Source organism: Micromonospora sp. NPDC047793 (genome assembly GCF_040642635.1).
Lineage (GTDB): Bacteria > Actinomycetota > Actinomycetes > Mycobacteriales > Micromonosporaceae > Micromonospora.
The window spans coordinates 32,332-49,121 of sequence record NZ_JBEYSG010000013.1 but is presented as its reverse complement, the minus strand read 5'-3'; the positions used below and the strand labels follow the sequence as shown (position 1 = coordinate 49,121).

The 16,790-nt window shown below is 71.9% G+C and carries 17 protein-coding genes and 2 tRNA genes; 11 read left to right on the top strand and 8 right to left on the bottom strand.

The features are described from left to right. Positions 1 to 37: 37 nt before the first annotated feature. Positions 38 to 562, top strand: a complete 525-nt coding sequence (locus tag ABZ738_RS23115; RefSeq protein WP_357216229.1) for a SigE family RNA polymerase sigma factor — start codon at positions 38 to 40, stop codon at positions 560 to 562. Beyond that, on the top strand, positions 559 to 1,722 hold the full coding sequence (locus tag ABZ738_RS23110; RefSeq protein ID WP_357216226.1) for a hypothetical protein: 1,164 nt from the start codon (positions 559 to 561) through the stop codon (positions 1,720 to 1,722). Before ABZ738_RS23115 ends, ABZ738_RS23110 begins: the two co-directional genes overlap by 4 nt. Before the next feature lie 3 nt (positions 1,723 to 1,725). Here the strand turns inward: ABZ738_RS23110 and ABZ738_RS23105 are convergent, their stop codons facing one another. After that, positions 1,726 to 2,763 carry a hypothetical protein gene (locus ABZ738_RS23105; protein WP_131053008.1) on the bottom strand — a complete coding sequence of 346 codons (1,038 nt, stop codon included), beginning with the start codon at positions 2,761 to 2,763 and terminating at the stop codon, positions 1,726 to 1,728. After that, positions 2,763 to 3,032, bottom strand: a complete 270-nt coding sequence (locus tag ABZ738_RS23100; RefSeq protein WP_131053009.1) for a hypothetical protein — start codon at positions 3,030 to 3,032, stop codon at positions 2,763 to 2,765. The genes ABZ738_RS23105 and ABZ738_RS23100 overlap by 1 nt, the downstream gene beginning before the upstream one ends. A 288-nt stretch (positions 3,033 to 3,320) precedes the next feature. Here ABZ738_RS23100 and ABZ738_RS23095 point away from each other — a divergent pair, with 288 nt between their 5' ends. The 4 genes from ABZ738_RS23095 (at position 3,321) to ABZ738_RS23080 (ending at position 7,861) form a co-directional block, all read left to right on the top strand. Further along, on the top strand, positions 3,321 to 3,689 hold the full coding sequence (locus ABZ738_RS23095) for a YciI family protein (protein ID WP_357216222.1): 369 nt from the start codon (positions 3,321 to 3,323) through the stop codon (positions 3,687 to 3,689). A gap of 2 nt (positions 3,690 to 3,691) precedes the next feature. Then, positions 3,692 to 4,948 carry a sigma-70 family RNA polymerase sigma factor gene (locus ABZ738_RS23090; protein ID WP_357216421.1) on the top strand — a complete coding sequence of 419 codons (1,257 nt, stop codon included), beginning with the start codon at positions 3,692 to 3,694 and terminating at the stop codon, positions 4,946 to 4,948. A 69-nt stretch (positions 4,949 to 5,017) separates the two neighbouring features. Then, a complete protein-coding gene (locus ABZ738_RS23085) occupies positions 5,018 to 5,713 on the top strand; it encodes a dihydrofolate reductase family protein (RefSeq protein WP_131053931.1) in 696 nt (231 codons plus the stop codon). Between the two features lie 99 nt (positions 5,714 to 5,812). Then, positions 5,813 to 7,861 carry a DUF4153 domain-containing protein gene (locus ABZ738_RS23080; protein ID WP_357216217.1) on the top strand — a complete coding sequence of 683 codons (2,049 nt, stop codon included), beginning with the start codon at positions 5,813 to 5,815 and terminating at the stop codon, positions 7,859 to 7,861. Between the two features lie 69 nt (positions 7,862 to 7,930). Here the strand turns inward: ABZ738_RS23080 and ABZ738_RS23075 are convergent, their stop codons facing one another. Continuing rightward, positions 7,931 to 8,737, bottom strand: coding sequence for a hypothetical protein (locus tag ABZ738_RS23075; protein ID WP_131053930.1), 807 nt, complete (start codon positions 8,735 to 8,737; stop codon positions 7,931 to 7,933). Between the two features lie 311 nt (positions 8,738 to 9,048). Between ABZ738_RS23075 and ABZ738_RS23070 the strand changes: the two genes are divergently transcribed. Beyond that, positions 9,049 to 9,888: a hypothetical protein gene (locus ABZ738_RS23070; RefSeq protein ID WP_131053929.1), complete on the top strand. Its 840-nt coding sequence runs from the start codon at positions 9,049 to 9,051 to the stop codon at positions 9,886 to 9,888. On the opposite strand, the gene ABZ738_RS23065 is transcribed toward ABZ738_RS23070, so the two are convergent. Next, entirely contained in the window at positions 9,854 to 10,333 is a 480-nt protein-coding gene (locus tag ABZ738_RS23065; protein ID WP_236145797.1) for a DUF488 domain-containing protein, read from the bottom strand. The genes ABZ738_RS23070 and ABZ738_RS23065 overlap by 35 nt on opposite strands. 374 nt (positions 10,334 to 10,707) lie before the next feature. Between ABZ738_RS23065 and ABZ738_RS23060 the strand changes: the two genes are divergently transcribed. Both ABZ738_RS23060 and ABZ738_RS23055 read left to right on the top strand, forming a co-directional pair. Continuing rightward, positions 10,708 to 10,986 carry a type II toxin-antitoxin system prevent-host-death family antitoxin gene (locus ABZ738_RS23060; protein WP_131053928.1) on the top strand — a complete coding sequence of 93 codons (279 nt, stop codon included), beginning with the start codon at positions 10,708 to 10,710 and terminating at the stop codon, positions 10,984 to 10,986. Then, on the top strand, positions 10,983 to 11,393 hold the full coding sequence (locus tag ABZ738_RS23055) for a type II toxin-antitoxin system VapC family toxin (RefSeq protein ID WP_131053927.1): 411 nt from the start codon (positions 10,983 to 10,985) through the stop codon (positions 11,391 to 11,393). Before ABZ738_RS23060 ends, ABZ738_RS23055 begins: the two co-directional genes overlap by 4 nt. A gap of 106 nt (positions 11,394 to 11,499) precedes the next feature. On the opposite strand, the gene ABZ738_RS23050 is transcribed toward ABZ738_RS23055, so the two are convergent. The 4 genes from ABZ738_RS23050 to ABZ738_RS23035 all read right to left on the bottom strand — a co-directional run bounded on the left by ABZ738_RS23050 (position 11,500) and on the right by ABZ738_RS23035 (position 14,514). Next, a tRNA-Ile gene (locus tag ABZ738_RS23050) sits at positions 11,500 to 11,576 on the bottom strand. A gap of 59 nt (positions 11,577 to 11,635) precedes the next feature. After that, positions 11,636 to 13,330 (bottom strand): insulinase family protein, encoded by a 1,695-nt coding sequence (locus tag ABZ738_RS23045; RefSeq protein ID WP_357216211.1) that lies wholly within the window; start codon positions 13,328 to 13,330, stop codon positions 11,636 to 11,638. Then, on the bottom strand, positions 13,327 to 14,277 hold the full coding sequence (locus ABZ738_RS23040; protein WP_357216208.1) for a hypothetical protein: 951 nt from the start codon (positions 14,275 to 14,277) through the stop codon (positions 13,327 to 13,329). Before ABZ738_RS23040 ends, ABZ738_RS23045 begins: the two co-directional genes overlap by 4 nt. A gap of 164 nt (positions 14,278 to 14,441) precedes the next feature. Next, positions 14,442 to 14,514: transfer RNA gene (locus tag ABZ738_RS23035), tRNA-Asn, on the bottom strand. 273 nt (positions 14,515 to 14,787) lie between these two features. On the opposite strand from ABZ738_RS23035, the gene ABZ738_RS23030 reads away from it, so the two are divergent. Both ABZ738_RS23030 and ABZ738_RS23025 read left to right on the top strand, forming a co-directional pair. Next, positions 14,788 to 15,165 (top strand): hypothetical protein, encoded by a 378-nt coding sequence (locus ABZ738_RS23030; RefSeq protein ID WP_131053924.1) that lies wholly within the window; start codon positions 14,788 to 14,790, stop codon positions 15,163 to 15,165. Between the two features lie 436 nt (positions 15,166 to 15,601). After that, positions 15,602 to 16,780 carry an ROK family transcriptional regulator gene (locus ABZ738_RS23025; RefSeq protein WP_357216205.1) on the top strand — a complete coding sequence of 393 codons (1,179 nt, stop codon included), beginning with the start codon at positions 15,602 to 15,604 and terminating at the stop codon, positions 16,778 to 16,780. Positions 16,781 to 16,790: the final 10 nt, after the last annotated feature.

Here is a 16,790-nt window from a genome sequence, read left to right as displayed (position 1 = left end):
CGACCCGGTGTGCGCGTCTACGTACCGGGAGGTGCGCATGACCGACGGACACCCGGCTCCGCCGGAGGGCTTCGCCGAGTTCGTGACAGCCCGGTCCCCCGCGTTGCTCCGGTCGGCCTGGCTGCTGACCGGCGACGTCGGGCGGGCGGAGGACCTGTTGCAGACCGTGCTCGCCGCCGCATGGCAGCGCTGGTCGACGGTGTCCACCGGACATCCCGAGGCGTACCTGCGACGCGCCCTGTTCACCACGTACGTCTCGTGGTGGCGACGCCGGTGGCGGGCCGAGATCCCGGCCGCCGTACCGCCCGAACAGTCCGGCCCGAGCGACCTGGCTCGCGAGTCGGCCGACCGGGACGCGCTTCGCCGCGCGCTGGCCCGCCTCAGCCGCCAGCAACGGGCGATCGTGGTGCTGCGCTACGCCGAGGACCTCTCCGTGGAGCGCACCGCCGAGGTGCTGGGCTGCTCGACCAACACCGTGAAGGTGCAGTCCTCCCGTGCCCTACGCAGCCTGCGTACCGATCCGAACCTGGACCTGTTCACCCAACGGAAGGTCGTGTCGTGAGCCGTGACGACGAGGACATCCGCCACCTGTTCGCCGACGCCGTCCCCCCGCTGCCCACCCCGCACGACCGCATCGCCGAGGTCGGGATCCGGGTACGCCGACACCGTCGCCGGGTGGTCACCGGCACGGCGGCGGCCGTCACCCTGGTCGTGGCGCTCGGCGTCGGCCTGCCCGCGCTGTGGGGGCCGGACCGGACCGCCCCACCGGTGCAGACCACCGACCCGACCGGCGAGGTCGTCTGCCCGACCAGCCTCGCCGGAGAGCCCGACCTGGACGCCGTGCGCTACGGCGACGACGAACCACTCGTCCCGCCTGGAGCCGTCGAGATCACCACCTGCGAGGTGCAGGTCGGGACCGCTGGGGTGGTCCACGAGCGCCCTGGCCCGCGTACCCTCACCGCCGGGGTGGACGAGATCGTCCGCCTGCTCAACGCCCAGCCGCCTCAACCGGTCGACGGACGGGGGCGAGCGACACCCGACGGCAGGCCGATGTGCAACGCCGCAGCGCGCAACGAGGTGACCGTCCTGGTGCTGCGCTACCCCGACCGCGAGCCGGTGACCGTCTGGACGAACGCGAACTGCCGGGTGTCGATCACTGCCACGCACGGGCGGGCGCTGGACTCCGAGGTCTTCTCGACGTTCCTCGACCGGTACCGGGCACAACTCGTCGCCACCACCGACCCGGCCACGATCACCAGCCCGGACTGCCCGGTCACGATCCCCGCCGACCGGGTACGGAACAAGCCGTCCAACCCGGGGCCACCGGACCGGATCCGGCTCGACAACAGCGACCCCTACGACACGGTCCTGCCGACCCCTCTGGTCGAGGTCACCGCCTGTCGGTACGAGGTGGACGACGGCACCGCCGAACTGGTCCGGCAGGAGCGGCGGCGCGCGGGAGCCGACGACCTGCGCCCGGTGCTCAACGGCACGTTCGACCGAAAGGCCATGAGCAGCGACTGCGGCGGGTGGCCGGGCTATCCCGCGCCCACCGCGTTCGACACGCTGACCGTGGCCGACGCGACCGGTGCCACGGCCGAGTTCTGGGTCCGGCACATCCCCTGCCGCAGCGCCCGGCACTTCTACGGTGCCAACAAGCAGGTCACCGCACCGTTGCTCGACGCGCTCACCGACCTGCTCGGCCCGCCGCCCGCCCCGTAGCGGTCAGGCGTACGGGGGGCGGGCGTACGCGGCCCGGAGGGCGGCCAGTCCGGGTGCCTTCGGGCTGAGCGTGCCCCAGCCGGAGTTGAAGTAGTTGGTGCGGGCGATGATCGGACCGCGCTCGGCGTTGAGCCGGGCGATGGCGGCCGGCACGGTGGCGATCCAGGCCGGCTGGTCGGGGATCTCGGCGGCGCGTACCCCCCACTCGGCGATGAGCACCGGGCGGGACAGGGCCACCGGGCCGAGGTCGGCCACGGCCCAGTCCTTCGTCCGGCGGAACCGGTCCAGTGCGGTGTGCGAGGCGCTGGTGGCGTAGACGTTCCATTGGAGGAAGTCCAGCCGCGACATCAGCGACTCCGGGTGGGTGCGCTGGAAGCAGGGCCGGTCGAAGCCGCCGAGACCGACCGAGAAGGTGGTCCCCTGCGGCAGCGCCTTGGCCCGGAACCAGTTCACGATGTACGTCATCGCCTGCACCGCACGGGCGTCCGACTCCGCCCAGGTGTACGCCCGGCCGGACTCGGTGGTGCCGAACTCGTGGTCGGTGTCCAGCTCGGAGGCGAGCTGGATGTTCACCCCGAACCCCATGGTGCGGTACTGCGACAGCGCCCGGGCGAAGAGTCCGTCGCACTGCCCGGCGAGCACCTGGCCGTAGCCGTACGCCTTCGGCCAGACCGCGCCGGGACGCTGCTGGATGGTCATCGCCGGAGCGGGCACGACGTAGCGCACCCCGTCGACGGTGAAGGTCTGCGCCCCGGTGTCGGTCGCCCCGTAGTGCTTGAGCTCCAGCACCATGTTGATCTGGATCCCACCCCGGCCGAGGGTGACCAGCCACGGGCGGTTGTAGCCGGGGAAGACGTAGCTGTCGGCGAAGCTGCGGTACTGGGTCAGCGACCGGAAGTTGCCCCCGGCCATGTCGGCGGTCGGGTCGGCGTTCCCGGACAGGTAGTAGCCGCCGAGCACCGGCGGCGTGATCGCGTAGTCGACGGCGGCGGTGGCGGCCTGCCCGGTGGAGTCGCGCACGGTGACGGTGACCCGGGCCATCACGCCACCGCCCGGTACACGGCCACCGCGCCGTTGTCCGACACCCGCGTCCAGGTGCGGCCCGAGCTGTCGGTGACGGCGACGGTGAGTGGGTCGATGACGGCGGTGACCTTGGCCGGCGCGCTGCTGTTGCCCTGCGCGTCGGTGACCACGACGGTGACGGTGAGCGTCTTGGTGTCCGGGTCGCCGTAGGTGACGGTGAGCAGCATCTGCGCCCCGGGGGCGTAGGTGCTCGCGTTGAGGGCGGCGGTGACGGTGGGAGCGGCCATGGCTGCGCCTTCCTGGCTCGATCGCCGTGACCGGCGGAGTGCCCCGTCGGCCCGGCGGGAGATGCGGCGGCGGCCGGAGCGGGCAGGTGTCCGCTCCGGTGGAGGATCCGGCGTGATGACGGTGGCGACGTCGCTGTCGGGCGGGGGGCGGGCGTCCGCCCGACCCGCAGGCGGCCCGTCGGACGTGGCCCGCCGTCCGCAGCCGCTTCACCTGCTACAACAGTGCGTCAGGAGAGGACCTGTCGTCCTGTCTATTTACGGACATATCGATTCTTATGAGGATGGCACATGAAGTACCTGATGCTGATCTACGGCAACGACGAGGTCTGGGGCAGCCTGCCGGACGGCGACCTGGCCACGCTGATCGGCGAGGTGGACGCCTTCAACCAGGCGCTGCGCGACTCCGGCGAACTGGTCGACTCGCAGGGCCTGGAGACCCGCCCCCGCGCGGTCCGCATGGTTGACGCCGCGCCGGTCGTCACCGACGGGCCGTACCTGGAGGCCAAGGAGTACGTCGGGTCGTACTTCGTCATCGACGTGGACAGTGAGCAGCGTGCGCTGGAGATCGCCCGGTCGTACCCGGGGCTGCGGATGGGCACCGGGATCGGCGGCGGTCTGGAGGTCTGGCCGCTGATGACCCACGGAGCCGGGAACTGAGCCTGGACGAGGCCACCGCCGACCTGCTGCGCCGGCTCGCCCCGCAGGTGCTGGGCACCCTGGTACGCCGCTACGGCGACTTCGCCACCGCCGAGGACGCGGTGCAGGAGGCGCTGGTCGCCGCCGTCGAGGCGTGGCCGCGCGAGGGCGTACCGGAACATCCCTCGGGCTGGCTGCACACCGTGGCCGCCCGCCGCTACGTCGACCAGGTCCGCACCGAGGCGGCTCGGACCCGCCGGGAACGGAACGCCCACGACGCCCTGCCGCGGGACGCGCTCGTCGCCCCACCGCCGGACGCCACCGCACCGCCCCGCGACGACCTGCTGGAGCTGTTCCTGCTCTGCTGCCATCCGGCGCTGCCCGCACCGGCGCAACTCGCGCTCACCCTGCGGGCGGTCGGTGGGCTCACCACCGCCGAGGTGGCCGCCGCGTTCCTGGTGCCGGAGAAGACCATGGGGCAGCGGATCGTGCGGGCCAAACAGCGGTTGCGCGAGGCGGGCGCACGGTTCGCCCCGCCGCAGGCGGCGGACCGGGGCCGTCGGCTGGCCGTGGTCCGGCAGGTGCTGTATCTGATGTTCAACGAGGGGTACAGCGCCAGCAGCGGCCCCGAGCTGCGTCGCGCCGACCTGACCCGGCAGGCGCTACGGCTGACCCGCCGGTTGCACGAGCGGCTGCCGGACGACGGGGAGACGGCCGGGCTGCTCGCGTTGATGCTGCTGACGGAGGCGCGGGCGGCGGCCCGGGTCGGCCCGGACGGCGACCTGGTGCCGCTGGCCGACCAGGACCGTCGGTGGTGGGACCGGGCGGCGATCGCCGAGGGCTGCGCGCTGGTCGCGCGGAGCCTCGCCAGCTCGCCGCCGGGCCCGTACCAGGTGCAGGCCGCCATCGCCGCCGTGCACGCCGAGGCGCCGAACACCGAGGAGACCGACTGGCCGCAGATCCTCGCTCTCTACGAGGTGCTGGAGCGGCTGGCGCCCAACCCGGTGGCGACGCTGAACCGGGCGGTGGCGGTGGGCATGGTGCACGGGCCGCAGGCCGGGTTGGCGCTGCTGGGCGAGGTGGAGTCGGGCCTGCTCGCCGACCACCACCGCCGGCACGCGGTCCGCGCCCACCTGCTGGAGTCGGCCGGCGACCGCGCCGCTGCGGCGGTGGCCTGGCGTCGGGCGGCCGACCTCGCCGGAAACGATCCCGAGCGGCGGCACCTGCTGCGTCGCGCGGCCCGCTGCGAGAGTGACCCGGGTCACAGCACCGATCGGTAGAAGCGGCCGGTCCGGCTCCGATCCACCGGTGAGCGGCGGGTGCCCGCCGCAGACTGTGGAGGTACGGAGATGACCAGGGTGACCGCGCAACTGTCGGTGTCGCTGGACGGCTGCTACGCCGGTCCACGGCACGACGGGACCGGCGACTGGATGCACTCGGCGGAGAGCCACGGCTTCTTCCGGGTCACCCGTTGGGTCACCGCCGCGTCGTCGTGGCGCGAACGGCAGGGGTTCGCCGGTGGCGAGCACGACGTCAACTCGGAGATCGTCGCCGAGTCGTTCGGCGCCGCCGGCGCGTACGTGATGGGCCGCCGGATGGCCGACGGCGGTGAGGTGCCGTGGGGCGACGAGCCGCCGTTCCGGGCGCCGGTCTTCGTGGTGACCCACCGTCCCCGCCCGACGCTGCGGCGCCAGGGCGGCACCAGCTTCACCTACGTCACCGACGGGGTGGCCGCCGCCGTGGCACAGGCCCGCGCGGCGGCCGGCGGCAGGAACGTGGCGGTGGCCGGCGGCGGCAGCCTGGTCCGGCAGGTGCTGCGGGCCGGTCTGCTGGACGAGGTGGAACTGCACGTGGTGCCGGTGGTACTCGGCGACGGTCTGCGCCTGTTCACCCCCGACCTGGGCCTGGACGACTTCGAGGCGATCGAGATGTCCCCCACCCGGGTGGTGCCCACCCCCGAGGTCACCCACATCCGGTACGCCGTACGCGGCCGTGCCCCGCTGGTCCTGGACGACCGGGGCCGGGGCACCGGCACGCCCGGCTGAACCGGGTCGACCGGGTTGCCGCGTCCCGGGCGGAGGGGACAACGCGCAGAGGTGTACCGCGCTTAGAGTGACGGCAATTCGTCCATCGAGGAGGGCGCGGTGTCCCAGCCGCCACCCGCCGAGCGTTCCCCGACCGAGGAACCCGGCGACATCCCTGTGCCATCCGACGCCGGTCCCACCGGGACGCCACCCCGGCTGCTGGTCCTGCCGCCCACCGACGGCTTGTCGCCCATCGTCTGGCCCGGTGCCGCCGACCAGCCCGCCTGGGCGATCCCGGTGACCGTGCCGCCGGGCACCCGGGGGTACGCGATCTTCCTCCCGCTGGTGGCGGCCGACGACGACCCGGCCGCCACCGGCCCGGACACCTCGACGGTGGCCGCCCCGGCGACCCCGCCCCCGACCGTGTCCACCCCGGCCGGCTCCACGCTCCCGACCGGGGCTCCCCCGGTCTCCCCGGCTCCGGCGGTGACCGCGCCGGTCTCGAAAGCGGCATCACCACCAGCGCAGCGGATCCCGGAGACGGCAGCGCCGGGCCAGGTAGCTCCCGGTCCGGCACTTTCGGCGGCACCGCCCGGCGCTCCCGGGCCGCCAGTGCCCGGCTACCGGACCACCGGCTCGCCATACGAATTCCGGCCACGGCCACTGCAACCGTCGTTCCTGGACCGGGCATGGCCCGGCCCCGCACCGGCCAGTGATCGGGCCACCCCGCTGGCGGTCCTGGCCGGGGCGCTCGGGGTGGCCGCGTTCGTGCCGTTGGGGCGTACCGGCGTCGGTTGGTTCCTCGGCTGGCTGGTGCTGACCGCCGCAGTGCTGGTCGCGGTCCGCCGGCACACCGCCGACCTGCCGAAGGCAGAGCGGTGGGTCCGGGCCGGATGGGCCGGTGCCGCCCTGGCGCTGCTCGCGGTGCTGGCCTTCCGCAACGCCTGGTGGCTGGTGACGTTCTGCGTGCTCGCGGCGCTGTGCTGCGCGGCCCTGGCGATAGTCGGCGGACGGCGGATGCGCTCGATCCTGTTCAGCCTGGGCGCCGCCCCGCTCGCCGCGCTGCGCGGACTGCCGTGGGTGCGCGCCCATGTCCGGGCGCCCGGCGGCGACGGCACCACCCGCCGTGTCGTCGGCTCGGTCGCCGCCACCGTTGCCGTCCTGGTCGTCTTCGGTGCGTTGCTCTCCTCCGCCGACGCCGCCTTCTCCCAGGCACTCGGCGTCCTCGTCCCCGAGGTCAGTGCCGGCGGGGTGGTCCGGTGGCTGTTCCTGGCCGCCGTCGGTGGCCTGATCGCGGTGGCCGCACTCTTCACGCTCGCGGCGCCACCGGACCTGTCCCTGGTGGACCGGCCGACCGACCGCCGGCTCGGGCCGGTCGAGTGGGCCCCGCCGATCGCCGCTCTCACCACTCTCTTCGCCGGCTTCGTGCTGGTGCAGTTCACCGTTCTCTTCGGCGGGCAACGGCACGTGCTGTCCACCACCGGCCTCAGCTACGCCGAGTACGCCCGCAGCGGCTTCTGGCAGTTGGTCGCGGTGACCGTGCTGACGTTGGCGGTCCTCGGCGGGGTGACCCGCTGGGCCCGCCGGGACACCCCGCGCGACCGGGTACTCCTGCGGATCCTGCTCGGCCTGCTCAGCGCGTTGAGCGTGGTGATCGTGGTGTCGGCGCTGTCGCGGATGTGGACGTACCAGAAGGTCTACAGCTTCACCGGCGAGCGCGTCTTCGTGATGGCGTTCGAGGTGCTGCTCGGAGCCGTCTTCCTGATGGTCCTGGTGGCCGGCGTCCGGTGGCGCGGCGGCTGGATCCCCCGGCTCACCACGGCGCTCGCGGTGGTGATGCTGCTGGGGCTGGCGGCGCTCAACCCCGAGGACTACGTGGCCCGTCGCAACATCGACCGCTACCAGGAGACCGGCCGGATCGACGCCTGGTATCTGCGGGCGCTCTCCGCCGACGCCACGCCCGCCCTGGCCGCCCTGCCCGACCCGGTACGCCGGTGCACCCTGAGCTGGATCGCCGACGACCTGGCCGAACCGGATCCGTGGTACGCCTGGAACCGGGGCCGCGACCGGGCCCGGGCGGTACTCGACCGGTTGGGCCCCGAGGCGATCGGCAACCAGCGGGACTGCCGCCGCGCCGACCAGTTCGACCTGCCGAAGACCCGCCGCTGACCCCGTCGACCGGGCCGACCCGAGTCGGCCCGGTCCGGTCGCGGCGAGGTGGTGGCGGGACGGCCGGTGTCACCAGGGCTCGGGGATGTTCACCGCCAGGCAGCGCTGGGTGCCGGCGGTCGGCTGGTAGCAGGCGGACGCCTCCAGGTTGTAGCTGTGGTCGAACCGGTGGAACGAGGCCGTACCGCCGTTGACGCAGGTGCTGCCGCTGACCGTCGTACCGCCGGTGACCTTGCCGGAGGCGCAGCCCGCCGTGCCGGCGGTCTTCTGCACGGTGCTCACCGAGGAGCGCAGGTCACCGGACTGGTGTGCGCCGTAGCCCACCGAGCTGACGCCGTCGCGGGTGATCGCGTACTGGAATGCGGTCGAGGTGTAGTACGACCAGCTCGCGCCGGTGCCGACCGTCCGCAGCCCTGAGTCCGTGGCCGAGGCCGGGATGAACAGATGGAACCCCTTGTCGTACGTGGTGGTGCCGTCGATCATCCGATAGACGACCACCAGCAGACCCTGGCTGTAGGTGCCGGTGTTGTAGGTCAGGTAGGTGCCGTTGCCGCAGGCCGTGCGGTCGGCGATGTAGCCGACGCCGGCGGCGTAGAGCAGCACCCGGGCACAACGCCCGTCCGCCGCGATGTCCTCGATGGTCCCGACGGTGGACGAGATGCCGGCGTTGTCGGTGGCGTACCCGGTCAGGCGCACCCCGGGCAGCGTGCCGGAGTACTGGTAGGCGGTGGGGTGGTAGTAGTTCCACGAGGCCGACCAGCCGGTGCCCGAGGGCAGCGCGAGAGCCGGCGCGGCCGGCAGCAGTGCGGCGGTGAGCGTGGCGACGAGGGCGGCGGCCAGTGTGGCGATGGACCGCAGTCGGGGTTGCGTCCGCATCGTTTCTCCGTTCAGACGCGAGTCGTGCGAGGGGTGGATATCGACGATGATGACGTCATCGTCGGCCACCCGGACGCGCTCTGTCCCGACCCGGACACCGGCGGCACCCGCACGGCCATACGACAAAGACCAACCGCTGGCTGCAACCGCAGCCCGGTCGAGGCAGCTCACAGCACGGCACCCACTTGGAGCACTCCTCGCTTGACACCACAAGCGACAGCACACCTCTATGCCGACCCGTCGATGCCATGAGAACCTGAATCACTGTGTGATCGGACAGCTACCTACGGCTACAGCAGCTGGAGGCGCTCATGGCCCAGATGTCGCTATTCGGTCCGAGCGAGGCCGGACCTGACCCGAAGCCTGCCGACGACCGAACGGTCCGGCTACAACTACTGATCACCGTTAAGGCTGCCCCGAACCCCTCGGAGAAGTACGGGGAGACCGTCTGCGTGGCAGGGCTGCGGACAGACGTTTTGAGGCCGACGTGGGTCCGCCTCTACCCGATCAACTTCAGACACCTCGACAGCGATGAGGCATTCAAGAAGTACGACATCATCTCTGTCGATGCCAAACCGGCACGGCAGGATCAACGGCGCGAGAGCTGGAAGCCGGTGATGGACCGGATCCAGAAGGAGCGTCATCTCGACGGCTGGAGATCGCGACAGCCGCTGCTTGACCCGGCCATTCAGGATTCAATGTGCCGACTCAACCGCGAAGCTCAGGATCACGCGGACGCACAATCGCTGGCTCTCGTGCGCCCCAAGGAAGTCCGCGCCTTCAAGGTAACGCCGCACCCCGGCTGGACCATCGACGAGCAGCGCAGGATCGAGGCGTACGCGAGCCAGCCCGACCTCTTCAGCGGTCGGAGCAGGTCCCCGCTAGAAGCACCCCGTTTCAAGGCCGCCTACCACTACCGCTGCCACGAGCGCGGGTGCAACGGACACAAGCAGCATGTGATCGATTGGGAGCTGGTAGCGCTACAACGACGACTCGCTGGTCACTCAGACGCTGCGTTGCGGGAGGCGTTGGAGACCAAGTTTCTCGGAGAGATGTGCGCGCCGAACCGTGACGTCGCCTTTTATGTAGGCAACCAAGCCAAGCGCGTGCACGTGTTCAGCGTGCTGGGCGTGTACTGGCCGAAACGATAGGCATGCGATCTTCGAGCAGGCGCATGACGACCTGGCGGTGACAACGGCTTTCGTCTGCCTCGAAACAGAGCAACGCTACCAACTCGCGTTGCCCGCTCTCGGCGAGCGCGTCAAGCGCCGCCGAGGGCTCAGCGTGGTGCAGCAAAGAGGCGTACGCCGCTCTCGCCGAGCGTAACTCCTCGGGACTGCCACCGAATCCGGGGCGATTCTCCTTCGGGTTACCCAGCTCCCTGCGGTGCTCGTAGACGATCCCCTGCGCCGCGAGCGCCTGACTAAGGGCCGACTTGCTGAAACCACGCTTGCGTGAGATCGGCGTCATCCGGACATCGACCAGGCGTGTGACGTTCATGTCCACGAGGCCACTCACGAACTCACCGATGGAGCGGCCTTCGTAGCCGACACCCAGGATGCCGACCCGGTGACTCACAGCTAAGGTGGCGCTCATCGGAACACCCTTTCATGGCATGCCAGCAAAGACCATCGGGACGGCCAACAAACAGGCCGTCCTGGACGTCTTCGCCACAGGAAGCCCAGGCTTCGGTTGGTGGCACCCCTGGCTGGCTGAAGCCTCGATTTAGCTGGTGGGCCGGAGGCGCCACCATGCGGACCACACCGCCACGTTCGCCAGCGCTCCGCTGACCCTGAGCCTGCCCGCCCACGGACCTCGGGGTCGTGCGTGATGATTCCGACATCACCAGCTGGATCCGCCCGGCAGCCGCCATGACCTAAACCCTCGTGGATCTCCCTGGTCAGCGAAGAGACAGCCCGGACTGCGCCAGGAGCTAGATGCGTAGAACATCTGGTTCTACACTCGGGTCCATGGAACGCATCGGTGTTCGGGAGCTGAACCAGAACACCAGCCAGGTGTTGGCTCGGGTGAGTGGCGGGGAGACCGTCGAGATCACCGATCGTGGACACCCGATCGCCCGACTTGTTCCGGTAGGTGACGACAGGTCGATTCTGGCCAAGCTGGTAGCGGCAGGGCGGGCCGTCGCCCCCACCGGCGGGGGCCCTGTCCCACTTCCTCCGAAGCTCGGCGACGAGAGTGTGGACGTGGCCGCCTCGCTCACGGCGATGCGTGACGAGGAGCGCTGGTGATCTATCTCGACTCCGCCGCCGTCATCAAGCTGGTGCGGCAGGAAGCATGCAGCACCGACCTCGTCTCCTGGCTCAACGAGCACGACGACGTGCCGCTGGTCTCCTCCGCGCTCGTCGAGGTGGAAGTACCCAGAGCGCTCCGCCGATCGGCTCCGCAGGCGTTGATCGGAGTGCCGGCTGCTGTCGGACGACTGTTCCGACTGGAGATCGACAGCACGATCCGTGCCACCGCAGCCGCCTTCGCCGAGCCGACACTCCGCAGCCTCGACGCCATCCACCTGGCCACCGCCCAGGTGCTGACCAACGAGTCCGGCACGGCACTCACCGCCTTCGTCACCTACGACCGGCGGCTGCTCGCTTGTGCCAAGGAAGCAGGGCTACCCGTAGCAAGCCCCGGCCAGAACTGACCCACGAATCCATCACCCCGCACGAAGTCCGGCCACCGGGTGGCCGCGACGTCGGCCCGTAGCCCGCGTTCTGCGACCTTGCACCCTCTGTTGGGGTATCCGTAGCTGGTGGGGCGGACGGGACTCGAACCCGTGACCGAGGGATTATGAGTCCCCTGCTCTAACCGGCTGAGCTACCGCCCCGGCACCGCGCGGATCTTATCCCGCTCGGTCGATCACCGGCCAGCATCGGTGGCCGCTTCTCACCGGCGTCGCCCCCGCGCCAACAGCACGATGGGCAACGCGAGGATAACAGTGAGCAGCCAGCCTCGAACGGCCGCACCCCACCGCCCGCCGACGTCTCCCGTGGGGGGTTCGAGGACCACGTCGATGGTGAGCAGCAGGGCCCGGCCGCCGAGCCCGAGGACGACCAGGCCGCCGAGCAGCAGGAGCAACGTCTCCCGCCGGGCACGCCGGGAGCGGGGAACGTGGTCGCGGTCGTCGCGTACGCCGCCGGGTTGTGGGATCTGCTCAGGGTCGCGGGGCGGCATGGCGACCTGCCGGTCGGCGGGTACGGCGGCGTCCAACACGCCCAGGCCGGGTGGGCGCAGGTCGTACAGGGTCGGCTCGACGTGCAGCACGATCGCGTCGTGGCCGATGAGTTGGCGGGCGCCGTCGGGCCAGGCGAGCATGGCGGCGCAGTCGGCGTACCGGACGGTCAGCGGGCCGCCGTCACCGAGGTAGCTGATGCCGTCGGGGCCGACGCGGAGTTGGCCGTCGTCGTCGCGGGAGCGGTGGGCGGTGCCGGCGGGGATCGCCTCGGAGATGGTGGGGGCGGCGACGAAACCGGCCCAGTCGGCACGGGTGCCCTCGGGCACCATCAGCAGGGCCGAGGCGTGCACCTCGTGGGCGACCTCGTGCAGGTCGGCCACGGTGACCGCTCTCAGTGCGGCGCGGTGCTCGTCGAGGCTGAGGTTGGGCTCGCCGGTGAGCAGGTTGAAGGCGTACCCGGTCAGCCTGGCGGCGTCGGCCTCGGCGGTGGCCAGCATCTCGATGCGCTTGGCCACGGCGGCGTCGAGGTCGGCCTGGTCTATCCGGCCGACCCGGAGCGTGGCCAGCACGTCGACGAAGCCGCCGAGGACGGCGTCCTGTTTCTCGGCCAGCGCGTCGGCGAGGGCGCGCAGGACGGCGTGGCCGTCACCGCGCGGCTCGTAGCCGCCGGCGATCGTGTAGGAGAGGCCGGCGTCCTGGCGCAACGCGCGGAACAGTTCGCGTTCCAGCACGTCGGCGAAGAGTCCGGCGGCGTGCCCGCGTCGCACCACCGCGTCGAGCACCACGGCCTGGTTGCCGCGCACGAAGTACGCCGGGGTGGCGGGCAGTGCGGACGAGGCGGCCGGTACGGGCTGCCGGGTGCCGCCGGGCAGTTTCAGGGTCAGCCCGTCGGGGACCCGGTCACCGGCGATCCAGAGCACCGCGTTCTCGCGGGTGAACCAGCGCGCCGCCCACTGTCGCAGGTCGTCGGCGGTGAGCGCGGCCAGTCCCCATTCGGGGTAGCTGCCCAGCCCGAAGTCGCGGGCACCGTGCCGCCACAGCGGGATGTCGTCGATGGCCGCGCTGCCCCGGCTGCTCCACTCGGTCCGCAGGATGTCCTTCTCCACCTCCAGCCGCCCGGTGGGCAGGTCGGCGAGGTGGGCGCAGACGGCGGTCAGGAAGGTGGCGACGTCCTGCTCGGAGCCCTGCATGTGGAAGGTGGTGAAGATCGGTCCGGTGGCGCCGTTGAAGTGGTGGTCGGCGCTGCCGAGCGGGGCGAGGGCGAGGTGTTCGAGCAGGTGGGTGATGCCGTGCCGGGCGAGGGTCTCGTCGGCGGTGCCGACCCGGAAGGTCAGCCCGGCCCGCATCGGCCCGCCGGTCGGCGCGAGCAGCGTGGGGACCCCGTCGGTGTCCAGGTGCGCGATCACGACTGGCCGGCCTTCGCGTACGCCTTCGCGCGCAACCGCAGGAACTCGGTCGCCCCGTCGCCGAGGTAGCCGAACATCGACTCGTCGCCGACACCGCCGAGTGCGGTGAACTCCCGTGCCGCCGGGTGCCACTCCTGCATCAGGCAGAACGCGAGGGCGAAGGTGCTGCGTACCCACACCCCACCCCAGCCGTCGCGGTAGTCGGGGTGCCAGACGGAGCGTTCCGCCGCCGCGCGGATCCGGGCGGCCACCGCCGGGTCGCGCAGGAACTCGCTCGCGGCGGAGACCCGGTCATGGTCGAGGGCCTGTTCCAGGTACGCCTCGACGACGAGTACCGCGTTGGCGGCCCCGGGTGGTGCGGCCTCGGCGCACTCGTGGGCGAACGCGTGCGCCTTCTCCCAGGTGCCGCTCCACTTGGGGCAGAGCTGTTGGAGCAGCGACGCCTGTGCCGGCAGGTGGTGCGGGTGGTGGGCGGCGAGCCGGTCGTACCGGCGGCGGGCCTCGGCCTGCCCCACCTGTAGTCCCCGGCCGCTGGTGATCCGCTGGGTCCATGCTGCCGCGTCCTGCGGGTGGCGGGCGGTGACCTCGATCAGGATCTGCTCGGCCCGGCGCAGGTGGTCGAAGAAGTCGGCGAACTGCTTGCGGCTGACATGCTGGGCCCGTCGGGCGGTGCGGATGCGCCACCCGGCCCGGATCAGGTGCGCGCCGAGCATCGCCCCGGCCACCGGGTCCTCGGGATGCTCGGCGAACACCTCACGCAGGAACCTCTCCGCGTCGGGGGCGTCGCCGATCTCGCCGACCAGGACGGTCCGGCCGTGTGCGTCCTGGGCGTCGACGAGCGCGCGCAGGGTCGGCCAGTCACCGGCAGCCAGAGCATCCCGACCGGCCGCGACCTGCGGGTATGCCGCCGCGACGTCGAAGGTCACCGGCGGGAGGGGTGCGGGCACAGCGAGGATCATAGGTGATCATCTTCGGCTCCGGTGTCCCCGTTTTCGCTGCCTGCCAGCGCCGTGCGGCCAGGCCCGGCTCGACCGGGGCCGAGGTTGGGGCCGGCGTCGGAGACGACGAACGCCCACCGGGTGCCGGTGGGCGTTGCGGGGAGCAAGGAGAGCTCCCCCGTTTGGACTCGAACCAAAAACCTGCCGGTTAACAGCCGGCTGCTCTGCCAATTGAGCTACGGGGGACCGTGCACCGCTTGGTGCGGATCTCTCCGCGCCGCGCGACCGGCACAAGAGTACAGGATTCCGGGGGGTCGTGGGCTAGGGGGTTATCCATCCGCAGGACAGGTCGCCAACCGGACGCAGACGGATAAATCGTCATCGCGGCCCAAGGAGGTATGAGCGGAGAGGAGGATGGGTAGATAACTGCCGACGACATGACGCAGGCGCGAGTTCGATCGACCACCGCCCGGCCTCCGGGAGGCGGAAGAGAGCGCGCCAGGTACGAAAGGAGCCGCCATGCGCGGAAAGATCATGTTCCTTGGCGGGCTGGCTGCGGGGTTCGTCCTGGGCGCCCGTGCCGGCCGTGAGAAGTACGAGGAGCTGGTGATCCAGGGCCGCAAGGTCCTCGACCACCCGACGGTCCAGGAGGCGGCCGGGGTCGCGCAGGCCCAGGCCAACCGCCTCTACCAGGAGGGCAAGGACAAGCTCGAGCACTCCAAGCTGGGCGAGAAGCTGCACAGCAACGGCAAGCACGGGCTGACCCCGGCGGACGACACCTACGCCGGCACTCCGGCGACGGCGGGCAGCAAGGCGGGCGGCAGCTCGTCGAGCGCGACCAGCTCGACGTCGGCCACCCCCCGCAAGCCGACCGGCACCAACGGCAGCACTCTCTAGAGCCGTACGCGAACGGGCCCGGCCGCCACCTCGGCGGCCGGGCCCGTCGCCGTGTACCCGCCGCTCGCCGATCGACGCGGGCTCCGGGCGCGACGTCCGGCCGCACTCGGCTGAGCCGAGCGACGAGGTGGGTAGATTTGTTGTCGCTGGAGCGACAACAAATCTACCCACCTCACGATCCCCCCGTCTCCACAGCACCTCCCGCCCCTCGCCGCCCACTCGTCGTGCCCGGACAGGTGCCGGTCGCGCCAGGTCGGGGCACACGGGCCAAGGCAGGAGGTGCCGGCCGAAGGTCGAGAACCAGGGCGGGCCGGACCGGGCGCAGCGGGACAGAGCAGGGCGCGCCCAGGACCGGACAGCGCAGGCACCGGGCGGACGATTCCGGCCACAGTGCCGAAACACCGTCGTGGAAGACTCCGGACCGGAGGTGGTGGGGATGGCCCTTCTCCGGCCGGAGAACCCGCAGCAGGCGCGACTCGTCCGGCTGCTGCGCGACGAGGGCCCGCGTTCCCGGGTCGAGCTGGGTGACCTGCTCGGCCTGTCGCGTACCACTCTCACCACCGAACTGGATCGCCTCGTCGCCCGCGGCCTGATCGAGACCGCCGGCCCGGCCGCGTCCCGGGGCGGACGGCGCTCGTCCCTGCTCCGGCTCGCCGCCGGGGTGCGGTTCGTCGGCGTGCTCGTCGGGACCGACCGGATCAGCGTGGCGGTCACCGACGGTGAGTTGAACGTGCTGGCCGAGGCGAGCGAGCCGGCCGACGTCCGCCAGGGACCCGAGCCGGTGATCGGGCGGTGCGTCGAACTGGCCGGCAAGCTCCGCGCCGAGTCGGGAGGCGCCGAACCCACCGGTGTCGGTGTCGCGTTGCCCGGGCCGGTCGACGACGGCGCCTCCATCGCGCCGACCGCGCTGCCCGGCTGGCAGCGCTTCCCGGTCCGGGACGCCTTCGCCGCCGAGCTGGGCTGCCCGGCGCTGGTCGACAACGACGCGAACGTGCTGGCGCTGGGCGAGCAGCACGCCGGAATCGGCCGCACCTTCGACGACTTCCTCTATCTGAAGCTGGGCACGTCGATCGGCTGCGGACTGGTGCTCGGCGGCACGCTGTACCGCGGATCGACCAGCAGCGCCGGCGACATCGCGCACCTGCCGCTCTCCGAGGACGGGCCGATCTGCGCCTGCGGGGAGGTCGGCTGCCTGGAGGCGTACTGCGGCGACGCCGGGCTGACCCGGGCCGCGACGGCCGCGGCACGGACCGGCCGCTGCGCGCCGCTGGCCGCGCGGTTGGCCGACGCCGGCACGCTGACCGTGTCGGACGTGGCCGCCGCCGCGCTCGCCGGGGACCCGACGGCCCAGGCACTGGTACGCGACGCCGCGCGCCGCCTCGGCCAGGTGCTCGTCGGTCTGGTCAGCTTCTTCAACCCGGGGATCGTGGTGATCGGCGGCGCGCCGGAAGGGCTCGGGCACATCCTGCTCGCCGAGGTACGGGGCGTGGTCTACCGCCGGTCGGCACCGACGGCCACCGGCACCATGCCGGTGGTCCTCTCCGACCTGGCCGACCGGGCCGGCCTGGTGGGCGCGGCCCGGCTGGCCAGCGAGCACGTCTTCACCGTCGGCTGAGCGGCGTGCG